We start from the raw sequence: 21360 nt of genomic DNA, 5'->3' as shown, positions 1-21360 counted from the left end.
ATGAAAAAAGCAATGATTTTATTTATGCTAACAACTTTAGTAGTTAGTTGTAACTCACAAACAAAAGAAAAAAAAATGGAAATTAAAGGTTCAATAAAGAAGAATGAAGATAAATTGTATATAGAATATTTACCATTAATGGAAAAATTATTAAGAACTAATGGCTATAAATTTTTAGAACATCAGGATTTCAAAAATAAAATTAACGAATACTTTGGTGTAGATATATATGAAGCAAAATTTAACGATGTGTTTCTGGAGAGAGGACTTGGATTTACTGCAATGGGTAATGAGGGATTTATTGATACTTATCAAGTGGATCGAGGAATTATTAATGGAGCAGGCGACGCTTTTGCAGAAATATTAAAAGAAGATATGAATAATAACTATAACGTTGATTTTGTAAATTATAATAAGATATTGTTCAATGACGAATTAATGGCAATATCGAAAATAAGTAAAGATGCTGGTAAAACAGAAGATATTGTAGTGTACTTAAATTATGAAAAAAATAATTTTCTCTACAGCTCATTTATTAAGAACTTAAAGAAAATAGATGAGTATAATGATGATTTTAAATGGCACCTATTATGGTATAATAACAGAAGTAAATCAGAAATAATCAGAAAAAAAATGATTTCGGATATTACAACTAAAAATCCTGAATTTATTTTTGATCTAGCTTATTTTTTGCATAGTAATGCGACAAAAGTTAAAGAAAAAGTTGAATCAAAATTATTAGAACAAACTTTGGCTTATTTAATTGAAGTTGAATTGAAAAATTATGAAGATAAAGATTTAAGTGACAATAAGGGATATAGTTTATTAAATAATTTTTATGTTCAAAATCCTGACCTATTAAATAAATTTAAAGCCAATGGTTATTATAACTACTCTTTAGTTAATAATTACACTCAAACATATTTATCAATGTCAGATGAAGAATCTTTATTTTTTGGAAAAATAATAGACAAAGATGGCTTTACTAATCTTAGAAAAGACAAAACTACATCATCAGAAATTTTACAAAAAATAATTACAGGTTCGCAAGTTGAAGTTTTAGACAATTCGGGAGATTGGTGGTTAGTGCAAACGAAGGAAGGTAAAAAAGGATATGTATATAAAACAAAAATAAAGGTGGATTAATTTAAATAAACATAAAAAATTCCCTTTAAGATTTTATTTCTTAAAGGGAATTTTATATAAAAAGAGATTATTTCACGTCGTTATATTAAAAACGTATTAAAGTTTACTTTTTATTAAACGCAGGCAGAATATATTTCTGAATAATCTGATCACTAGGAGATTGTGAATTATAATTCCCTCCGGTAATAATGGTGACCATATTTTGTTCTTCCCAAATATAAATTTTCTGGCCCCCGTTTCCTTGTGCAGCTTTTCCGTTAAAACGTGTGCCATTTACATCCAGATATTTAAGCCACCACAAATAGCCATAATTCACGCCCTGAACAACGGTTTGTTTTGTGAGGGATTCTTTAACCCAATCTTTAGAAATCACCTGTTTTCCGTTCCATGCACCCTGATTCAGATAAAGTAAACCCAGTTTTCCCATATCTCTCGGACTTAAATAAAGCTGACAGAAAGTTTCGGCACTGGAAACATCGGGTTTAAAATTCCAAACGAAATTTTTAATTCCGATATCTTTAAAAAGAGTTTGTTTTGCAAATTCAGGTAAAGGCATTTTCGTTGTTTTCTCAATAATGCGACCCAATATTATCGGGTTTCCCGAACAATACATTCCTTTTCCTCCAGGAACATCAATCATTGGTAAATCAAGCGTATATTGTATCCAGTCAGGAGAACTATTCATTGTTGTTTCGTTTCCTTCTGATTTTGGATTGCTCACATCACAATCAAGGCCACTTTGATTGGTTAGAAGATTTTTGATAGAAATCACCCTTTTATCTTCGTTAAGGTTTTTAAAGGTGTATTCGGGAAAATAAGACAGGACAGTTTCATCTTTACTTTTAATAAAACCTTTATCTATGGCAATTCCCGTCAGGGCCGAAACAAAACTTTTTGTTGCCGATCGCAATTCGTGAAGTTTGGTTTTGTTGTATTCATAAAAATATTCTTCAAATACCAATTTGCCGTCTTTTATAATCAAAACACTATGAACGTTAGGAAGTGTACCGTCTACAATCTTTGACATCATTTCATTCAGTAATGTTTTATCTAGGCCCGATTTATCAAGGTTTGCTGTGATTATCCCATCAAGTTCTTGTTTTGGCTGTACATACACATATTTGAAATCCTTTGGAGCATTCAATCTTGGATACCACATTTCTTTAGGAAAAACTACTTTTTTATTAATCAGATTATAAGTGTTTCCCTCAGTAGAGTAACCGCTAACAATATTGGCTTTTCTATTAAAAGTAACTTGTTCACCAGACATATTTTCAAAAATGTCCTTATCTATTGTTTTTAATTTGTATTTGCTTTCATTTATAATAGCATAGAGTGTCGTATCTTTTGGAGAAGCAGCTATTTTGAGAGTAGTTTTATTTACAGATTCATAAATACCTTCGTATTCTTTTAATTGTTCATAAGTCGCCTTAAATTGTTGCGAATAACTGGTATAAATGGTCAATAGAAATAAAAGCAGTATAGGGTTTCTTTTCATCTTTTGGCTTTAAAAGGTTGTTGGTTAGTTAATTGATGAAAGTTATAAAAAAAAGAGACACTTAATTAAAAAATTTAGTGTCTCTTTTCAGATGTATTTTTTTAGAAAACTTATTTGATCGTAATAGGCAATTCAACTGTTGTTTTATCCCATCCGATAACTAAATTGGCTACATTACCCTGAGTAGTAAATGCAATAGATAAAGCTTCAATAACTTCAGAAACTGATTTTACAGGAACTGAAACTCTTACAACATCTTTACTTTCGTCATAAGCGTAACCACCCCATAAATCCAATTCTTTATTGATGATGATTGTCCATTTGTCTTTTTCAGGAATAGCAAATAAACTGTAATATCCTGCCGGAACATTTTTACCACCGATAGTTACTGGTTTGTAGAATTTGATTTCTGTATTTTCGTTAGCACCTACTCTCCAGATTTCGCCAAACTTCACAACATCCCCAAAAATAGTTCTTCCTTTTGCAGAAGGTCTTGCGTAAATAACTTTGACAACCGGATTAGGATTATCTGTTTTTTTGAATTTAACGGCTTTGTTTGGGAAATAAGAAATATCAACCGGACTAGCATCAAGCGGAGCAAATTTTACTACATCTTGTGCCTGAACTGTAAAAGCAGCAAACAATGTAACTGCCAGTAAATAAATTTTTTTCATAGGATTACAATTTTTAGAATGATTACAAAGTAAATTAATAATGAAGAAAAATCATATAATTACAGTTTGTTTTTTGTTAATGAATTGCTAATGAAGAAAAATTTTTTTATTGTTCTTTTTTCTTCTTTGCATACCAGTCGTGCATGATATAAAAAGCTTTCTTTTTCTGACCGTCATTTGAAATCAGACCTTTTCTGTTGTATTCATCCTGAATGCCCGGAAGCAGTCTTCTTGGTGATCTGAAATCTACCAGAATCCACGGACTTAAACCACTTAAATGCGGAATTTTTTCAATCATTTTCAGGTTCTGAATGTAGAGATATTCCTGATATTCTTCTGTCCAGCGTTCGTTTTTTTCTCCATGTAATCCGGCTTTGGCATCGCCTCCAAATTCAGATACAATTACAGGTTTGTTGTATTTGGTTTTCCATAAAATTTTCTCTGCGTCTTCCAGATTACCACCGTACCAGCCTAAATACTGGTTGAAGGCAATAATATCCAGAAATTCACCAATAGCATCATTTATGGTTCCAAAGCCGTCTGCACCACTTTGCGTTAATAAGGCAGCACTGATTAATCTGGTATTATCCAATGATTTTGTATGGCTTCCCAGATTTTTTATGAATTCATTTCTGGCATCAGAAATTGGAGTTTCATTGGCCATTGACCAAATAATAATACACGCTCTGTTTTTATCTCTTGTTATTGCCGATGTTAGTTGATTTTCAGCGTTTTGATACGTCTCTTTTCTGGTAAACTCAACAGTCCAGTAAACCGGAATTTCTTCCCAAACCATTAAACCCAGTTTATCGGCCATTCGGATGATGTTTTCGTTATGAGGATAATGTGCCAGACGTACATAATTGCAGCCCAGTTCCTGCGCCCAGTTTAATAAACGCAGAGCATCTTCTTCAGAGTTTGCACGGCCGCCTTTTGCATTTTCTTCATGGATTGAAATTCCACGCAAAAAGATTTGTTTTCCGTTTAATAAAATTTTGTCACCCTGCGTTTCAATAGTTCTGAAACCAATATTGTCTTTTAATTTTTGTCCATTAAAATCTACTGTTACCTCATATAATTTAGGATTTTCAGGAGACCAGTATGAAACGTTTTTCACCGGAATTTCAAATTTCAAAATTCCGTCAGCACCTACTTTTCCTTTGTAATTAATCTTTAATTCGGGAATAGTAACAGAAGCCTGATTTTGAGTTGGGTTTAAATTATTGATTTTAATAAAACCTGAAATTTTGTTTTTATCATTTTTGTTTAACTGAATAGTGTAGTCTTCTATAAAAGATTCTGATTCTTCTATCAAAGTAACATCACGGGTGATTCCGCCGTAATTCCACCAATCGGTATTAAGTGTCGGGACATCTTCCTTATGGCGGGTATTATCTACTTTTATAACCAGATAATTATCTTTTGGTTTTACGATTGAAGTTACTTCATAATTAAATGGTGTAAAACCTCCTTCGTGTGTTCCCAGTTTTTTTCCGTTTAAATACACATCGGCTTTGTAGTTAATGGCTCCGATATATTCAAAAAGTCGTTTTTTTTCTTTTAAATCATAATCAAAAGATTTTTTTAACCAGACTGTTCCTTCATAATATTTAAGTTCCGGAACCTGGGAAGTCCAATCGCCGGGAATGTTTATTTTTGGAGATTTATCAAAATCATATTCAACCAGTTCCTGTTTGTTTACAGCATGATAATTATTAAAATAAGCCGCATTACTTGGTTTTTTCTGCTGATCATAAACATCATGGTGAAAGCTGTAATATCCCGTTTCATAAGGATCTACGATATAATTCCAAACGCCGTTTAATGAAGTGGTGTTTCGGTTTGGGACATTCGAGATTAGACCTTGCGATTGTCCAATTGCAAAAGCTGTCAGGAATAATGTGATTAATAGTTTTTTCATTTTTTATTTTGTTTTTTATTTGGTGTGTTTTTTATCACTAAAGCGGTAAGGCACAAAGTTTTTTCTCATTTTTGTCATTCTGACGAAGGAAGAATCTTCACGAGTAACTCCGCAAGCTAAATCGCCAATTTTTGTAGAGCTACTTACGAAGATTCTTCCTTCGTCAGAATGACAAACAAACTTTTAAAACTTTGCTCCTTAGCGCCTTTATGGCAAAAAAAGCTTTTTTATTGAACAGGAATCTTCAAATATTCTCCTTTAAAATTCTGGTTCAGAACCGTCATTTCAATCGGGATATTCAATCCATCGGGAATAACTTCAATAGCAGCTTTTCCGTTTGCCATTTTAATAGATTCACTTCCCGTAGGAGTTCCCTGGTTTTTTAAGGTTTTCCCACCTTTAAGACATTGGAAATATACGCTTTCTTCATAATCTAAACAACGTAAATTGTTATTATCTACCGCAATAGCCGTCACAAGATAGTTTCCGTTTTTTAGTTTTTCTGAAGATAATTGCAGCGATACAGCCGATTCATTTTTGTTAAAACGATAATTTACTTTTAGCGTATCTGATACTGTTTTACCTTCTTTATTTTTTCCAATCGCAACTAAAACATTTTCTCCCTTTTTGAAATTAATATCCCACGTCAGGCCACAAGCAGGATAACTGGCAATATTTCTTTGTTTTTCACCAAGATTTTTTCCGTCGTGATATAAGGTTACTTTTTCGCAATTGCTAAAAACATTAATTGTTCTTGGTGTGTTTTCAGGTCCCTGACGCTCTGTCCAGGTATGGGATTCGATATAGGCGAATGGTTCGTCGCCCCAGTAACTTTTAAAGACATAATAGGCATCTTTCGGAATCCCGTTTCTGTCCACCAATCCTTTTTGGTTCATGTAGGGAATATCATCTTCGGGACGTAACGGCGTTGCAAAATCCTTGAATGCCCACTGAATATTACCCACAAACGTTGGATCATTCTCGGATATATGCAAGTGCCAGTCGAATAAGTCGACGATATAATTTTCGCTCCAATCCCCAATTTGTGCCACATTAGCCACTTTGGTCTGCACAATTGCTTCTTCCCAGCCTTCGGCCTTTATAATGCCTTCACCGGTTATCGGATTTTCGCTGTGGCGTCCGACATGACTGTCTCCGCCATATTCTGCATGAATAAAATGGTTGTATTCTTTTTTGTAAACGTCTATCGCTTTTTGATAACTCTTATAACTTCCTGAATACCACCCAGACCAGATAGAAGGGGAGAAGACATCAACAATATGCGAGCCTTCATAGTATTTTCTGATAGCTGTTTTTCTGTTTGGATCTAATTTATGCGCAATATCATTTATTTCGGTTAAGAAAGCATTTGTTTTTTCTGTATTATCCCCGTCGGGAAAATCCGGAAGCCAGTTCATTTCATTTCCTAAAGACCAGATAATAATACTTGGATGGTTATAATTTTGACTGATGATTTCTGCCAGCATATTTTTGGTATTCGTTTTCCAGAGCTCATCACCAATTCCGCCACGACACCAAGGCAATTCGTCCCAAACCAAAAGACCAAGTTCATCGCAGGCTTTGTAAATTTCAGGATCTTGCGGATAATGTGCGAGACGAACAAAATTAGCCCCCATTTTTTTTATCGATTCCATATCGGCACGATGTTGTGCATTGCTCATGGCAGCGCCAACTCCGGCTTGTTCTTCGTGTCGGTGTGTACCACGAATCAGAAGTCTTTTTCCGTTAAGGTAAAATGGGCCATGATCTTTAAACTCAAACCATCTGAAACCCACTTTCTCATTAACACTGTCTTTAACCTGATTTTTTTCGGATAAAACAGCAGTTACCGTATATAAATTAGGTTTTTGCGTATCCCATAATTCAGGATTTTTGATGTTTTCAAAAGTTATAGTAGATTTTTTATCCGTAACCGGAACTGTTTTACTCGCGACCTTTTTCCCTTTCGGATTTTTCAAAACTACCGTTAATGAAAGTTCTTTGGCATTATCAGGATTGATAGTGGATGCAATAACGTTTAAGGAAGATTTTTTAGCCGATACTTCGGGAGTTGAAATTTTCAGGTTATCAATGTTGGTTTTGTATTTGGATAAAAACCAGACATCACGTGTAATTCCTCCATAAATAAAAAAGTCACTTTTTTGGGACGGGATAATTTCGATATCATAACTATTATCAACGCGAACAAAAATCTCATTGTTTCCGGCTTTGATATATTGGGTAACGTCAATTGTGAATCCGATATAACCGCCGATATGTCCACCGGCCTCTGTTCCGTTTACATATACTCTGGTGGTTACATTAGATCCTTCAAAATATAAAAAATAGCGTTGGTCCTTATCAATTTGACGAACGTTTAATTTTTTCTGATACCAGCTAGCATCACGTCTGTAGCCCGGATTTAAGTCTGTGGCATCTTCGCTGTTCCAGCTGTGAGGTAAATTTATTCCGGTCCAGTTGACTGCTTTTTGAGCATCATTTAGGTTTGGAGTGTTGTTTTCTAAATAAAGCCAATTATCATTAATATTCATTTTTGTCCGCATTATAGTTTTTGTCTGGGCAAAAACGCTGCCCAGACAAAACTGAAAAACAAAAACTAACGCAAAAAAAGACTTATAGTGGTAAGGTTGTTTTCTCATATGTTATAAGTCTTTTTTTCTTAATAATGCTTCCAGAAAATAATAATCGGCATAGACTATAGGTTCATCGATTTCATCATGTTTTGGCCAGTTGCCGGTACTGTGATCGAGAATAAAAGGTGCATTGATTTCTTTGTTTAAAATGTATTTTTCCGAATGTAAAGTCCTGATTATTTTATCCGCGAAAGCGAGATAACGTTCATTTTTGGTATAACCATAAAGTTCATATAAAGCAGACGCCATTATAGTTGCGGCAGAAACATCGCGTGCTGAATCTGGAATTGCCGGATCTTTAAAATCCCAATACGGAATCCCGTCTTCGGGCAGGTTTTTATTTGTCATAAAAAAGGCTGCAGTGGCTTCTGCCTGATCGATATAGGCTTTGTCTTTAGTATATCGGTACGACATAGTAAATCCGTAAACTGCCCAGGCCTGACCGCGTGCCCACACAGAATCATCATTATACCCTTGCAAAGTTGTTTTTTTTCTGACAGCACCCGTAGCCGGATTATAATCAATAACGTGATAACAACTGTTGTCTTTTCTAAACTGATTTTTTAGCGTGGTATTGGCATGCTGTACAGCAATATCATGGTATTTTTTGTTGCCTGATAATTTGGATGCTTCAAAAAGTAATTCCAGATTCATCATATTATCAATGATAACCGGATAATCCCAGATTTCTTTATTGAAATCCCAGGAACGGATTGCACCCACTTTTTCGTCAAAACGCGTGCATAAAGTTTCGGCTCCCTTGATGATTGTTTGCTCGTAATCGCTGTTTTTTTCGACTTTCAGGCCTTCGCCAAAAGCGCAGAAAACTTTAAAACCAACATCGTGCGAACCTCTGTTTACACTTTCTTTTTTACTAAAAGGAGTCCACTTTTCGGCCTGTTTTTTATAATCTGAATTTCCTGTTAATCGGTACAATTGCCATAAGTTTCCGGCAAAAAAACCACTTGTCCAATCTCGCGAAGGTACTTTCTTTATGAGATTGGATTTTATGGTCATGCTGCGTGGCATTGACATAGAATCTACAGGATATTCCATCATCATTCTGTAACGGGTTTCAAGAAGATTATTGGAATCTGAAGCTGAATTGGTTTGAACATTATTTTTGGATTTGCACGCTGAAAACAGCAGTGCAAACCCAAGAATAAATAATATGTGATTAACTTTATTCATAAGTAAATTTAAGATATAAGGCTTTAATAACCGTGGTTATTAGGAGCCAGATTAGGATTTATTGCCAACTCAGTTCCCGGCAAAGGCCATAAATAATCTTTTGCAGGATCAAAATTAGCATGCGGTTCTAAACCGTTCGGACCAAATACTTCTGGACCATTCTGAAGCCTTTTGATGTCATACCATCTGATATATTCAAAAGCCAGTTCTAATCTTCTTTCGTCAATAACCATTTTCCTGAAATCAGCCTGAGATAAACCCGGAGTTACATTTGCAGGAAAAGAAACCTGCTTACCGGCTTTATTTCTGGCTCTTGCACGAACTCTGTTAACATAACCGTCAGCTTCTGTAGTTCCCGGAGTAATTTCATTTAAAGCTTCAGCAGCAGTCAATAATACCTCGGCGTAACGCATGGTGATGTAGTTGTGCTGAGAAGTTCTTCCGTTGGCACCTGCTTTTCCTGGAAAACGATAATATTTGGCAATATGGGGGCGAGGTGCTTTTTCGTTATCACTGGAAGGGTAAATTTGTAATGAACCCCCAGGTCCGGTTTTCTTTCTGATGATAGTATCAAAACTTACCGCTCTTCTGTAATCTCTCTGATCCCAGGTGTTGAAAACTTTCAGAGATGGCACAGCCACAGAAAACCCCTGACCGTAGCTGTAGCTATCGTCTTTTAAAGAACCGGTAAAAAATGCCGTATAATCCTGACCATAATTACCTGATGTCAGGTTGTTAAAATCAATTGTAAACAAAGGTTCTTTTAATGATGCCGCCTTTGTAGCATTGAACAAATCCTGAAAATCGGCATCTAATCCTAAACCAAACTTGGCTTCATTTGTAATTACAAATTTGGCTTCATCATATGCTTTTTGATAATTTTTAAGGGTTAAATATACAGAAGCCAGATATCCTGCTGCAGTAGCTTTACCCGGAACCGCTTTTACTTTTGGCTTGTCATCCAGCCATTGTTTTGCAAATTCTAAATCGGCAATAATTTTTGGATAAACATCAGCTTCTTTGGTTCTGCTTAAAGAGTTTACCTGAGAAACATCGTTTACAACAAAATCAATGTATGGAATGTCTCCAAAAAGGCGTACTAAATGGTAATAAGTAAAAGCTCTTGCAAAATAAGCCTGTGCCACAATCGCGTTTACTTTTGCAGGATCTCCGGGTGTTTTTTTAGCACCTTCAATAGCCTGATTTGCTGCTGTAATGATTACATACGACTGAGGCCAGAAGTTGGCCACAAGTGCATTGGTATCGTTCATATTCATGTCATTTACATCAATACGTGCTGCCTGAGTAGTTCTGTCGCCAATATCGGCCATGTCATCTCTAAGCATTAATGCAATTGTAAATTCTCTTCCCCAATAATTATTGTGAGCAATATTGGCAAAACTTCCGTTTACAGCTGCCTGCAAATCGTCTGTATTGTTGAAAAAGTTTTCTGGACGAATAATTCCTACCGGATGTTCTTCCAGATCAGAACAGCTAAAGAAAGCGAGTGTTCCGAAGAAAAGAAAAGCTATATATTTTTTCATATGTGGATAATATTTGTTTTTTAACGGAATATGGAATCGCCATTCTGAGTTGTGCTATTTGATTTTGAATCCTGGCGATTTCATAATATTTTTTATTAGACTAAAATTTTACATTAAATCCTGCTGTAAACGTTTTTACGTTTGGATAACCTCCGTAATCCAATCCTAAATTGGTATTACTTCTTGAATTGGTGTCATTTAAGTAATTGGTTTCAGGATCTGAACCCGGATAATCTGTAATCGTCCAAAGGTTTTGTGCACTGATGTAAAAACGAACTTTGCTTAATCCTATTTTCGAAACAATTTTTTCGCTTAAGCTATATCCTATAGAGATGTTTTTTAAACGGATGTAACTTGCATCGTAAACAAATCTTGATGTAATTCTTTTTGTTCTTGCAGCGTTGGCAGGAACATTTGTATCGGTATTGGTTGGAGTCCATGCATCCAGTACTTCAGTTGTAGCATTGTTGTTTCCTGATGCCAGTTCCATCAAAGTATAGTTCAAAATCTGATTACCCTGTGATCCCTGAAAGAAGATATTTAAATCCAGGTTTTTATAAGTGAAATCATTGTTCAAACCGAAGATGAAATCCGGATTTGGATTCCCGATAATCGTTTTGTCCTGTGAATCTAATTTTCCGTCACCGTTTACATCCCTGAATTTTTCGCCACCCGGAGCAGTTTCAAAGTTACCTGGTAAAACAGTTTCTCCCTGTTGGATTACACCGTCATAAACAAACCCAAAGAAAGATCCAACCGGCTGTCCGACTCTTAAAATCTGTGATTCTGTTGCCAGGAAGTGACCCGGAGCAGAGTTAATCAAAAGGTCTTTGTTATCAGCTAGTTTCAGTACTTTGTTTTTGTTTGAAGAAATATTAAAACTTGTTGACCACGTAAAATCTGCCCCAATAAAGTTTTTAGTATTAATTCCAAGTTCCCATCCTTTGTTTTCTAATTCACCCACGTTCTGAAGCTGTGAAGCAATTCCTGAAACTCCCGGAAGCGGTCTGTTGAATAATAAATCTTTGGTAATCGTTTTATAATAATCTGCTGTAAGGCTGATTCTGTTATCAAATAAACCTAAATCAATTCCGTAATCCTGTTGGTATGAAGTTTCCCATTTTAAGTTAGGATTGTCCAATGAAGTCAGCTGAACTGCATTTACAATTACGTCACCGCTCACATCATAAATTTCAGAGAATCTTGAAAGCGTAGAATAGGCACCGATAGACGGGTTACCAGTTGCTCCGTAACTTGCTCTTAATTTAAGGTTTGAAACTGTTTTGCTGTCTTTTAAGAAATTTTCTTTACTAACATTCCATCCAATAGCTCCGGATGGGAAAGTTCCGTATTTGTAGTTTTTACTAAAGCTTGAAGAACCATCTCGTCTGGCAGTAAACGTTAGTAAATATTTATCATCATAATCGAAATTCAACCTTCCGAAAGCAGAAATCAATTCTGTTTCTGATAAATTAGAATCCGGTTTTAAGAATACAGTTCCTGCCCCTAAATTGCGGTATGAGTTTGTATTCGTCAAAAATCCTCTTGAAGCGGCATACGAACTTTCGTTTTTATTCTTTTGGTATGAATAACCTCCCAATACGGTCAGAACTCCTTTTTCGATAATTTCACGTTTGAAAGTCAAATAATTCTCTGTCAGGAAAGAAGAAAATCTGGTGTTGTTTACAGAAGCTTCTCCCTTAATGTTTTTCCCTGCAATCAAAGTAGAAGGTGTAAATCTTCCGGTTTGTGAATTATTATCGGTTAAACCTAAAGTAGTTTTGAAATTCAGATCTTTTGTAATTTGATAAGAAGCAAAGAAATTATTTCTGTTTACAATAGAAACAGTTTCTAAAATATTCTCCATCGCAGTAGCGTACGGATTATCAATATCGTCTCCGATTGGCGCTGTAGAAGTATATGTGCCATCAGCATTATAAATTCCTTTATCCGGCATAAATCGGTATGCTGAAGCAATTACACCCGCAGCACCCGTACCGCCCGCACCAGTCTGGCTGATAATTCCTTCTTTGTTTTGTTTGCTTTGAAAAGTGTTTAAACCCACTTTAAACTTATCAGTAAGATCAGCTTCAAGATTGCTTACAATAGTGTATTTGTCAATTCCTGAATTGATTACAACCCCGTCCTGATTAAAATAAGTTCCGGAAACATAATATCTTACTTTATCAGAACCACCCGAGAAAGACAATTGTGTATTCGAAACCATTCCGTCACGATAGATAACATCCTGCCAGTCTGTGTTTTCGCCGGCTGCAGTGTGTGTGGTAAAACTTTTTCTGTACGCTACAAACTGATCTGCGTTTAATAAATGCAGTTTGTTGTTAACAGTTTGTATAGAAGTTGAGTTACTGATTTCGATTACCGGTTTTCCTGGTTTTCCTTTTTTGGTGGTTACCATAATAACCCCGTTGGAACCTCTGGATCCGTAGATTGCAGTTGCAGAAGCATCTTTCAGAACCTCTATAGACGCAATATCCTGAGGCGCCGGCATTGAAACACCTGCAAAACCATCTACCACAATAAGAGCATCTCCACTCGCATTGATAGACGTTCCTCCACGAACCCTGATTTTTACAGGAGCTCCCGGTTCACCACCATTGTTAGACTGTACAGCAACACCCGCGGCGCGCCCCTGTAAAGCCTGTTCTGCATTTAGCAAAGGATAAGCCGTAAGTTCTTTTGCCGTTACCGAAGAAACTGAACCTGTAATGTCGCTTTTTTTACGGGTACCGTAACCCACAACAATTACTTCTTCAAGATTTTTGGTATCTGGTTTTAAACTCACGTTTACCACAGTTTTGTTGCCCACCGGAATTTCAACTGTCTGATATCCTACAAAGTTGAAGACCAAAACAGCATTTTTTTCTGAAACGAAAACAGAATAATTTCCGTCCATATCTGTAGATCCTCCCACAGAAGATCCTTTGACATACACATTGGCACCAGGAAGTCCGAGTAAGTCTTCACTGGAAGTAACTTTTCCGGTGACTTTTTTCTCCTGTGCATTCATAACAATGTTTCCAAGTAATAAGACTACCAGAAAGCACCATTTAAGCGGCTTAATTTTTTGGTTTGTAAACATTCATTTTTGGTTTAAGGTTAATGTTAGATAAAATAAAAAAGCAATAAACTCATTCCTATTATTAACATCATGAATAGAATTTGTAGTAATATGAATTTTGTTTTTTTGAATTTCATATGACAAATGTATAAGCCGAAAACGATATAGAAATACAAAAAAGGGTATCTAAAAATACAGATACCCTTTTTTAAAGCCTTGAAAACACTGGATTTTTTAAAATACAGACATTGGTTTGGAAAATTTGTCAGCAAATTGTGACGGAGTTTCTCCATATCTTTTCTGGAAGCATTTGCTAAAGTATTTCGGATTGTTAAAACCGACTTTATAACTGACTTCAGAAACGTTTAATTTGTTTAATTCTAATAATTGGGCGGCACGTTTTAATCGTACTTCATGAATAAATTCATTTGGCGTAAAATTCGTCCATGCTTTTATTTTTAAAAATAACATCGTACGGCTTACTCCCAGTTCTGAGCAGAAAAACGGAATATCAAATTGCTCGTTCGAAATATTATCTTCCACAATTTTGAATGCCTTTTTTAATAATTCCTCGTCAAGCGAAGAAACCGTTATTTCAGAAGGCACAAAATGGTCTTCACTGGAAAATTTAGCTTTCAGCCTTTCTGTTGAATTCAGCAGGTTTTTTACTCGCAGTTTAAATTCGGTTAAATTAAAAGGTTTACTGATATAATCGTCAGCACCGCTTTCCAGTCCTTCAAATTTATACACCAAAGAAGATCTCGAAGTCAGCAATATTACCGGAATATGGCTGGTTTTCAGGTTTTCCTTTATTTTAGAACAAAGCTCTGTGCCCACCATTTCGGGCATAATAACATCGCTGATAATCAGATTCGGAGCATATTGAAGTGCTTTTTCCAAAGCAGTTTTTCCGTTGTCTGCTACAATAATATTATATTCTTTTTTAAGCAGGTTTTTCATAAAGTTTCGCAAGACCTTATGATCTTCAACAAGCAGAATAGTTTGTTTTTCTCCATTCACGATAAAATCGTCAATGTCTTCATGTTCCGTTATTTCAGCGGTTTCAAGCTGAGATGTATACTGTTCGATATCATCACTGATTTTAAAATCTTTAATGATTTCACTTTCCTGAAGATGTGCGCTGCCCAGCGGAAGTGTCACCGTAAAGATTACCCCTTCGGATGATTTTTTATTGACAACATCGATGTTTCCTTTATGAAGTTTTACAATGTTTTTTACAATTGACAAGCCAATTCCTGTTCCTTTATTATAGTTTTTCTGAACATTGTTGTGCATCGGAATTTCAAAAAACAAATCAAAAATTTTGTCAATATGCTGTTCTGCAATTCCAACGCCTGAATCTTCTACAGCGATAAATAAGCTGGCATCATCATGACTGATTTTGATATGTATGTTTCCGCCTTTTGGAGTGTACCGAAAAGCATTCGAAATCAAATTATAGAAAACGCGCTCCAGTTTGTAACGGTCAAAATAAACCAGGATTTCTTCTTCTGAAGATTCGAAAGTATAGTTATAACCACCGTCTTTGGCATATTCAATAAAAGAAAGAAAAATTTCACGGGCAAATTTCACAATATTTCCGTTGGCAGATTCCAGTGTGACCTGATGATTTTCGAGTTTCCTGAAATCCATCAGTCTGTTGATCAGGCTTAAAAGATGATTGGCACTTCCTTCTATTACCAGCAGCTTTTTGTACATTTCGTTGGTGCCGTTATAATCGGCCAATATTTGCTGTAACGGCCCGAGAATCAATGTCAGGGGCGTTCTGAACTCGTGTGAAATATTTGTAAAGAAATCCAGTTTTGCCCGGTTGTTTTCTTCGATGCGTTTGGTTTCGAGGTATTCCAGTTCTAATTTTTGTTTTAATCGGGCTTTCGATTTTATAATCCACATCAAACCATATAATGCCAGGCCGATTAGGATTCCGTACAATAAAAAAGCCCAGATGCTTCGCCACGGTGCGGGATTTACAGTGACCGTGAGTGTAGTAGGAGCACTGTTCCATACGCTGTCGTTATTGGCACCCTTTACTTCAAAAATATAAGTTCCGGGATTCTGGATGGCAAAAATTGCTTCGCTGTTTTTGGTTGTGGTCCAGTTATTTTCCAGACCAATCAGGCGGTAACTGTACTGGTTATTTTTGGACCGGATGTAATTCGGAATTGCAAAACTGATTGAGAAATTGGCTTTGTCATAATCCAGGGTGATGTTTTGGGTATAACCAATGCTTTTCTCTAAAATTTCGGCTGTATCATTTGGGTTAATTGTTTCATTTTTAATTTTCAGGTTGGTAATTAAAACCTGAGGCGCATAATTATTGATCGATATTTTTTTGGCATCAAAATAAGTGGCACCGGAAGGGCTTCCGAAATAAAATTTATCTGAATCCAGTTTTAATGAAGAATTATCGTTGAATTCGTTACTTGCCAAACCGTCTTTCTGATCGTACAGAACAACTGTTTTTTGAGTAGTACTATATTTTATAATTCCCTGATTACTGCTGATCCAAAGATTTTTGTCGTCATCTTCTAAAATCGAATGTATAGAAGTTATAACCGTATTGCCGATTCTTAAATTGATTTTATTGAATTTTTTCCCATCAAAATAATAAAGGCCTTTTGCTTTTGTCCCGACCCAGATTTTATTACCGCTATCCTCAAACAAAGTCAGAATATCATCTCCGGATAAAGAAGAACTGTCGTAAAAGTAATGCTGAATCGAATAATGGTTTGGTTTGGAATTATTCAGTGAAATACGATTAAGCCCGTTTTGACTGCCAACCCAAAGATTATTTTTTTTGTCAGCCAAAATAGTTCGTATTATATTATTGGTCAGGAAATAAGGTTTTGTGTTATCGTTTCCGATTATTTCAAAAGTTTTATTAATTGAATTGTAGCGGACCAGACCTTTACCAAAAGTTCCAATCCAGACAATTCCGTTTGGTGCTGTTTTAATCGAATAAACGCCGGTTTCTTTTAAAATTTCACTTAGTTCAGGAGAAATCCGGTTGTCTTCAATTCTTTTTGAAATCGTATTATAAGCCGAAATTCCTTTAGAGAAAGTTCCAATCCACAACACATTGTCCTCAGACAGACACATTGACTTGATGTCGTTTTTATTTGTTTGCCCGGTTTTGCTATTGATATAAGTCGTAGCAGAAGTAGTTGGATTATAAATGGTTATTCCGCCGCCTTCTGTACCAAAATAAATATTTTTGTTTTTGTCTGCAATGATCGAACTCACTACATCAAAACTCATCGGAATCTTTTTTGAATTCTGATTGTAATTCGAGAAATTGACATTAGAAACATCCCAGATATTGACACCTTTGTAATAACAGCCAATCCAGACAGAACCTTTTTTATCAACAAACACTGATTTTACCTTATCAATTCCGTTATTGTTATTGCTGTTATTGATTTTTTCGAGGCTTTTATTTTTGCCGTATATGTAAATTCCGTCGTAAGCACCAATCCATAAAGAACCTTCTTTGTCAAAAACCAAAGAACGAATGTCCGGATTTATTTCTGCGTATTTGTCAGCTGGTAAAAAAGGGACAAACTTGTTTGTAGATCCGTCAAGTTTCAATAGTCCTTTGTTTTTTGTACCAATCCATAAATTTCCCTTCGAATCTTCTGCAATTGCCTGCACATTAAGGAGAACAGCAGGATTTAAAGGATAATTTCTGAAAGTCAGTTTGCCGTTTTTTCGGCTTACAAGTTTGCATAAACCTTTTGTGGTTCCAATCCAGATTTCTCCTTTTTTATTTTTTATAATGTTTAAAATATTATTGCTGGGTAAAGTAGAAATATCTGTATCGGAATGAAAAACAGAGGAAAAAAGATTTGTTTTTTTATTCAGGATACTCAGTCCTTTTGAAGTACCAAACCACAGTTCGTTACCAATTTCCTTTATGCACCAAACGGCGTTGCTGCTAATGGTATGATTCGTATTGTTATGCAAATATCTTTTGAATACATTAGAAACAGGATCATAACAATTAAGTCCATTGTACGTTCCGACCCATAATTTTCCCGAATTATCTTCTTCGATTGCCAGAATATCATTGTTGCTGATAGTCGTTTTGTCAAAGGCATCATTTCGGAAAATGGTAAATTTGCTTCCATCATATTTATTCAGACCGTCGCGGGTTCCAAACCACATCTGCCCAAATTTATCCTGATGTATGGCAATAACAGAACTCTGAGAAAGCCCGTCGGTGGTAGAGATATTTTTAAGGCGGTATTTATTCTGGGAAAATATATTTCCACTAATAAGGGTGAGGACTAGAAGAGCTATTATTCTTTTCATAGCATTTATTTTTTAGGTGCAAAGGCGCTAAGGCGCTAAGGTTTTTAAGTTAAGTATTCTTCTCGTTCTTATACATTTATCCTCATTTTTGTCGTCCTGACGAAGGAAGGATCTTCGTTAGTAACTCTACAATGATTGTCGATTAGATTGCGGAGCTACTCGCGAAGATCCTTCCTTCGTCAGGATGATAAACTAGACTTTAAAAACAAAGTTTAGTATAAAAAACTTTGCGACTCTGCGACTTTGCGAGATTATAACTTTACGCAAAAACTTACTTTAATCTTTTTTGCAGCTGATAATCATACAACGAAGGAACTTTCTCCATTGACTGATTCAGAAACTCGATATAAGGATCCGGTTCGTATTTTACTTCGAATTTAGCATTTCCGTTCACACCAATAATTCTGGCGAATGGGCCGTCTTTCATTCCGTAAAGCAATACAGGTTTTGTTATTTCTTCCGGATTTGAAACCTGAACATTCAGATTCCAAAAAGTACTGTATGGCCCGTGTGAAGGTTTCCAGTAATCAGCACCGCCGCCGCCAAATAAAGCATAACTGTTCTTTTGATCCGGACTAAAATGCACCGTAATATGATCAAACAAATTTTGATGATTAGCACCCGAATGCTGATCTAGAACAGGATCTGCAAAAACTTCACAATCCTTATATACATTTTTGGTCGCAAATGTATTGAAACTCAAGGGATGAACAGCTTTGTTGTAAACCTTTAGATTCTGAACCAAAACATTATGAACTCCGCCTAAAGTTACGGTATAATGCGCCATATGGTTTCCGTCGGTAACGATATCCTGAATAGTAACGTTGGCTATTTCTTCCGCCAGAATTCCGCTGTCAGCATTGGTTATGACGACATTTTTTACCCAGCTGTTAAAAACACGTGTCAGGAAAATACCATTATTTCCCGGTTCAACATGATGTGCCACTCTCGGAATGTCAGGAAATGTAAAACGAAGATTCTCAATTCCGACTTCGTTCAGATGTTTCCATTCTGCTAATTGTGCCTGATAAGCTGGTTTTATTGAAATAGTAAGCGGTGTTTTTAATGTTACTTTAGAACCTGAAATTTTAGTGATTTCTACCTGTTGTCTTACAATTGGTAATTTTGGAAATTGCCAGTGGTGAGATCCCGGTTTCACATTGGCGCCTTTGTACAAATCTTTGATGATTTCGCCATTTTCACCGTCTTTATTAAACAATTCCAACTCTACTACATCTCCCGCTTTCAGTCCGTTTACATCAGAAACCGTTATAGTGTGTTCGCCCATAGTTCCATGGCTGACTTTGGCTAAGACAGTTGGAGTCGGCTCGTATTTGTCCAGATAGGATTTGACCCGTTCATTCGGAATTTGTGTCCAGATAAAGCCTCCCGACCAGGCATATTGTGAAAAAGGCAAATCGATATTATTTTCCTTTTCTCTTTGTCTTTTATCAAAAGTGGTAAGATATTCTCTTAATTCTGCCAAAGCCTCAGGATCTTTGAGATACATCATTGGCCTGGGACAGTAAATTTCTGTTCCGTTTTCTCCTGAACCGGCACCGCGAAGCACAAAATTGCTTCTTTCGATATACAATATATCACTTAGGATAATCCTTCCGGCAGGTAATTGCAGGATAACATTTCCTTCTACGGAATTGGCTGCTTTTATCGCTTTTAAAAGTGCTTTAGAATCGTCTAAATCGTCATTTGCCTTTACGCCATAATCGGTTGCATTTACAATTTTACCCTGAAAATCAGGAAGTTTTTTTTCGCTAAAATGATATCCGGCATAGCTAAAATCAGGAAGGTAATTAGCTGATGATTTTTGTTGGTTCAGGATTTTTGGTAATTCCTGACTAATTGAAGGTAAAGGAATAAATAAAAAAAGAGTAAAAATACCGTAGATATTCCGGTATTTTCCGATGTGTTGGTTTTTGAAAGTCATGATAGTTAGTTGTTTGAAGCATTTTTTTTGTGATAAGTTGAGAGTGGTCAATTCTCAAACTAGTTTATTTTAATCTCGCAAAGTCGCAAAAGCGCAAAGTTTTTGCGTTCTCTGCGACTTTGCGGCTTTGCGAGATTTTTTTAACATTACTTATAAAATTTATAATGTTACATAGATCTTTTAATCCCCATTTCAAGTCCGCGTAATTCGGCTAAACCTCTTAATCGGCCAATTCCTGAATATCCCGGATTTGTTTTTTTCTTTAAATCATCCAGCATCTGATGCCCGTGGTCAGGACGCATTGGCAAATTACTGCCGTTTCTTTTTTCTACTTCTACAATCGCTTTTACGACTTCGTACATATCAACATCTCCTTCTAAGTGATTGGCTTCGTAGAAACTGCCTTCTTTATCGCGCTCCGTACTTCTTAAGTGAATAAAATTCATCTTATCACCATGACGTCTTACGATTCCCGGTAAATCATTATCAGCCCTCACACCATAAGAACCGGTACACATTGTAAATCCGTTTGATTTGGAATCAATCGCCCCCATAAGTTCAATCAAATCCTCTTCGGTACTTACGACTCTTGGTAATCCTAAAATCGGGTAGGGAGGATCGTCAGGATGTATGGCCATCAGAACGCCTGCTTTTTCTGCTACAGGAATAATTTCTCTTAAAAAGTAGAAAAGATTATCTTTTAATTTTTGTCTGTCAATATGGTTGTAACCGCTTAGCGTAATCAGAAAATCTTCGACAGTATAGGCTTCTTCTGCACCCGGAAGTCCGGCAAGAATGTTTTGCTGTAGTTTTACTTTATGATCATCAGACATTGCGTCAAAATGGTTTCTGGCTTTTTGAATTCGCTCCAAAGAATATTCTTTTTCTGCGCCCGGTCTTTTCAGAATAAACAATTCAAAAGCAGCAAAAGCATTGATGTCAAACCGCAAAGCCTTCGATCCGTCTGCCACTTCATATGATAAATCGGTTCTTGACCAGTCCAAAACCGGCATGAAATTATAGCAGATGCATTTTATGCCGCACAAAGCCAGATTTCTAATGCTTTCTTTATAGTTTTCAATGTATTGAAGATAATGCCCCGTTTGTTTTTTAATATCTTCGTGAACCGGAATACTTTCTACAACGGACCATATCAGGCCTGAAGCTCCGTTTTTAGGATCACCATCCTTATGTTCGATTTCAACTTTTCTTTTTATTATTTCATCAATTTCCCATACTTGTCCATTTGGAATATGGTGTAATGCAGTTACAATTCCGGTGGCGCCGGTTTGTAAAATATCTTGTAAAGAAACCGGGTCGTTTGGGCCGAACCATCTTAACGTTTGTTCCATTATATTATATTTGGGGGTTAT

11 protein-coding genes are annotated in these 21360 nt (G+C 35.9%); 1 reads left to right on the top strand and 10 read right to left on the bottom strand.

The annotated features are described in order from the left end of the window. A complete protein-coding gene (locus DCO46_RS01740) occupies positions 1-1146 on the top strand; it encodes an SH3 domain-containing protein (RefSeq protein ID WP_165828778.1) in 1146 nt (381 codons plus the stop codon). 103 nt (positions 1147-1249) lie between these two features. Here DCO46_RS01740 and DCO46_RS01735 read toward each other — a convergent pair whose 3' ends face one another. From DCO46_RS01735 to uxuA, 10 genes are all read right to left on the bottom strand, one after another. Continuing rightward, positions 1250-2644 carry a serine hydrolase domain-containing protein gene (locus DCO46_RS01735; protein WP_116750876.1) on the bottom strand — a complete coding sequence of 465 codons (1395 nt, stop codon included), beginning with the start codon at positions 2642-2644 and terminating at the stop codon, positions 1250-1252. A gap of 110 nt (positions 2645-2754) precedes the next feature. Beyond that, the gene (locus tag DCO46_RS01730; protein ID WP_116750875.1) at positions 2755-3318 is read right to left on the bottom strand and encodes a DUF2911 domain-containing protein; all 564 of its coding nucleotides are present in this window, start codon (positions 3316-3318) and stop codon (positions 2755-2757) included. A gap of 106 nt (positions 3319-3424) precedes the next feature. Beyond that, the gene (locus tag DCO46_RS01725) at positions 3425-5239 is read right to left on the bottom strand and encodes a glycoside hydrolase family 2 protein (RefSeq protein WP_116750874.1); all 1815 of its coding nucleotides are present in this window, start codon (positions 5237-5239) and stop codon (positions 3425-3427) included. 227 nt (positions 5240-5466) lie between these two features. Next, positions 5467-7899: a glycoside hydrolase family 2 protein gene (locus tag DCO46_RS01720; protein WP_116750873.1), complete on the bottom strand. Its 2433-nt coding sequence runs from the start codon at positions 7897-7899 to the stop codon at positions 5467-5469. A gap of 3 nt (positions 7900-7902) precedes the next feature. After that, positions 7903-9084, bottom strand: a complete 1182-nt coding sequence (locus tag DCO46_RS01715) for a glycoside hydrolase family 88 protein (RefSeq protein WP_116750872.1) — start codon at positions 9082-9084, stop codon at positions 7903-7905. A 23-nt stretch (positions 9085-9107) separates the two neighbouring features. Continuing rightward, positions 9108-10628 (bottom strand): RagB/SusD family nutrient uptake outer membrane protein, encoded by a 1521-nt coding sequence (locus DCO46_RS01710; RefSeq protein WP_116750871.1) that lies wholly within the window; start codon positions 10626-10628, stop codon positions 9108-9110. 100 nt (positions 10629-10728) lie between these two features. Next, positions 10729-13731 (bottom strand): SusC/RagA family TonB-linked outer membrane protein, encoded by a 3003-nt coding sequence (locus DCO46_RS01705; protein WP_116750870.1) that lies wholly within the window; start codon positions 13729-13731, stop codon positions 10729-10731. Positions 13732-13944: 213 nt separating this feature from the next. After that, positions 13945-18042 (bottom strand): two-component regulator propeller domain-containing protein, encoded by a 4098-nt coding sequence (locus tag DCO46_RS01700; RefSeq protein ID WP_116750869.1) that lies wholly within the window; start codon positions 18040-18042, stop codon positions 13945-13947. Between the two features lie 271 nt (positions 18043-18313). Then, positions 18314-19987 carry a glycosyl hydrolase family 28-related protein gene (locus DCO46_RS01695; protein WP_116750868.1) on the bottom strand — a complete coding sequence of 558 codons (1674 nt, stop codon included), beginning with the start codon at positions 19985-19987 and terminating at the stop codon, positions 18314-18316. Between the two features lie 167 nt (positions 19988-20154). After that, entirely contained in the window at positions 20155-21339 is a 1185-nt protein-coding gene (gene uxuA, locus DCO46_RS01690) for a mannonate dehydratase (protein WP_116750867.1), read from the bottom strand. Positions 21340-21360 lie beyond the last annotated feature (21 nt).

The sequence above is a fragment of the Flavobacterium sp. HTF genome (genome assembly GCF_003105115.1).
Lineage (GTDB): Bacteria > Bacteroidota > Bacteroidia > Flavobacteriales > Flavobacteriaceae > Flavobacterium.
The sequence above is the reverse complement of the archived record's forward strand: the minus strand, read 5'-3'. Positions and strand labels throughout refer to the sequence as shown.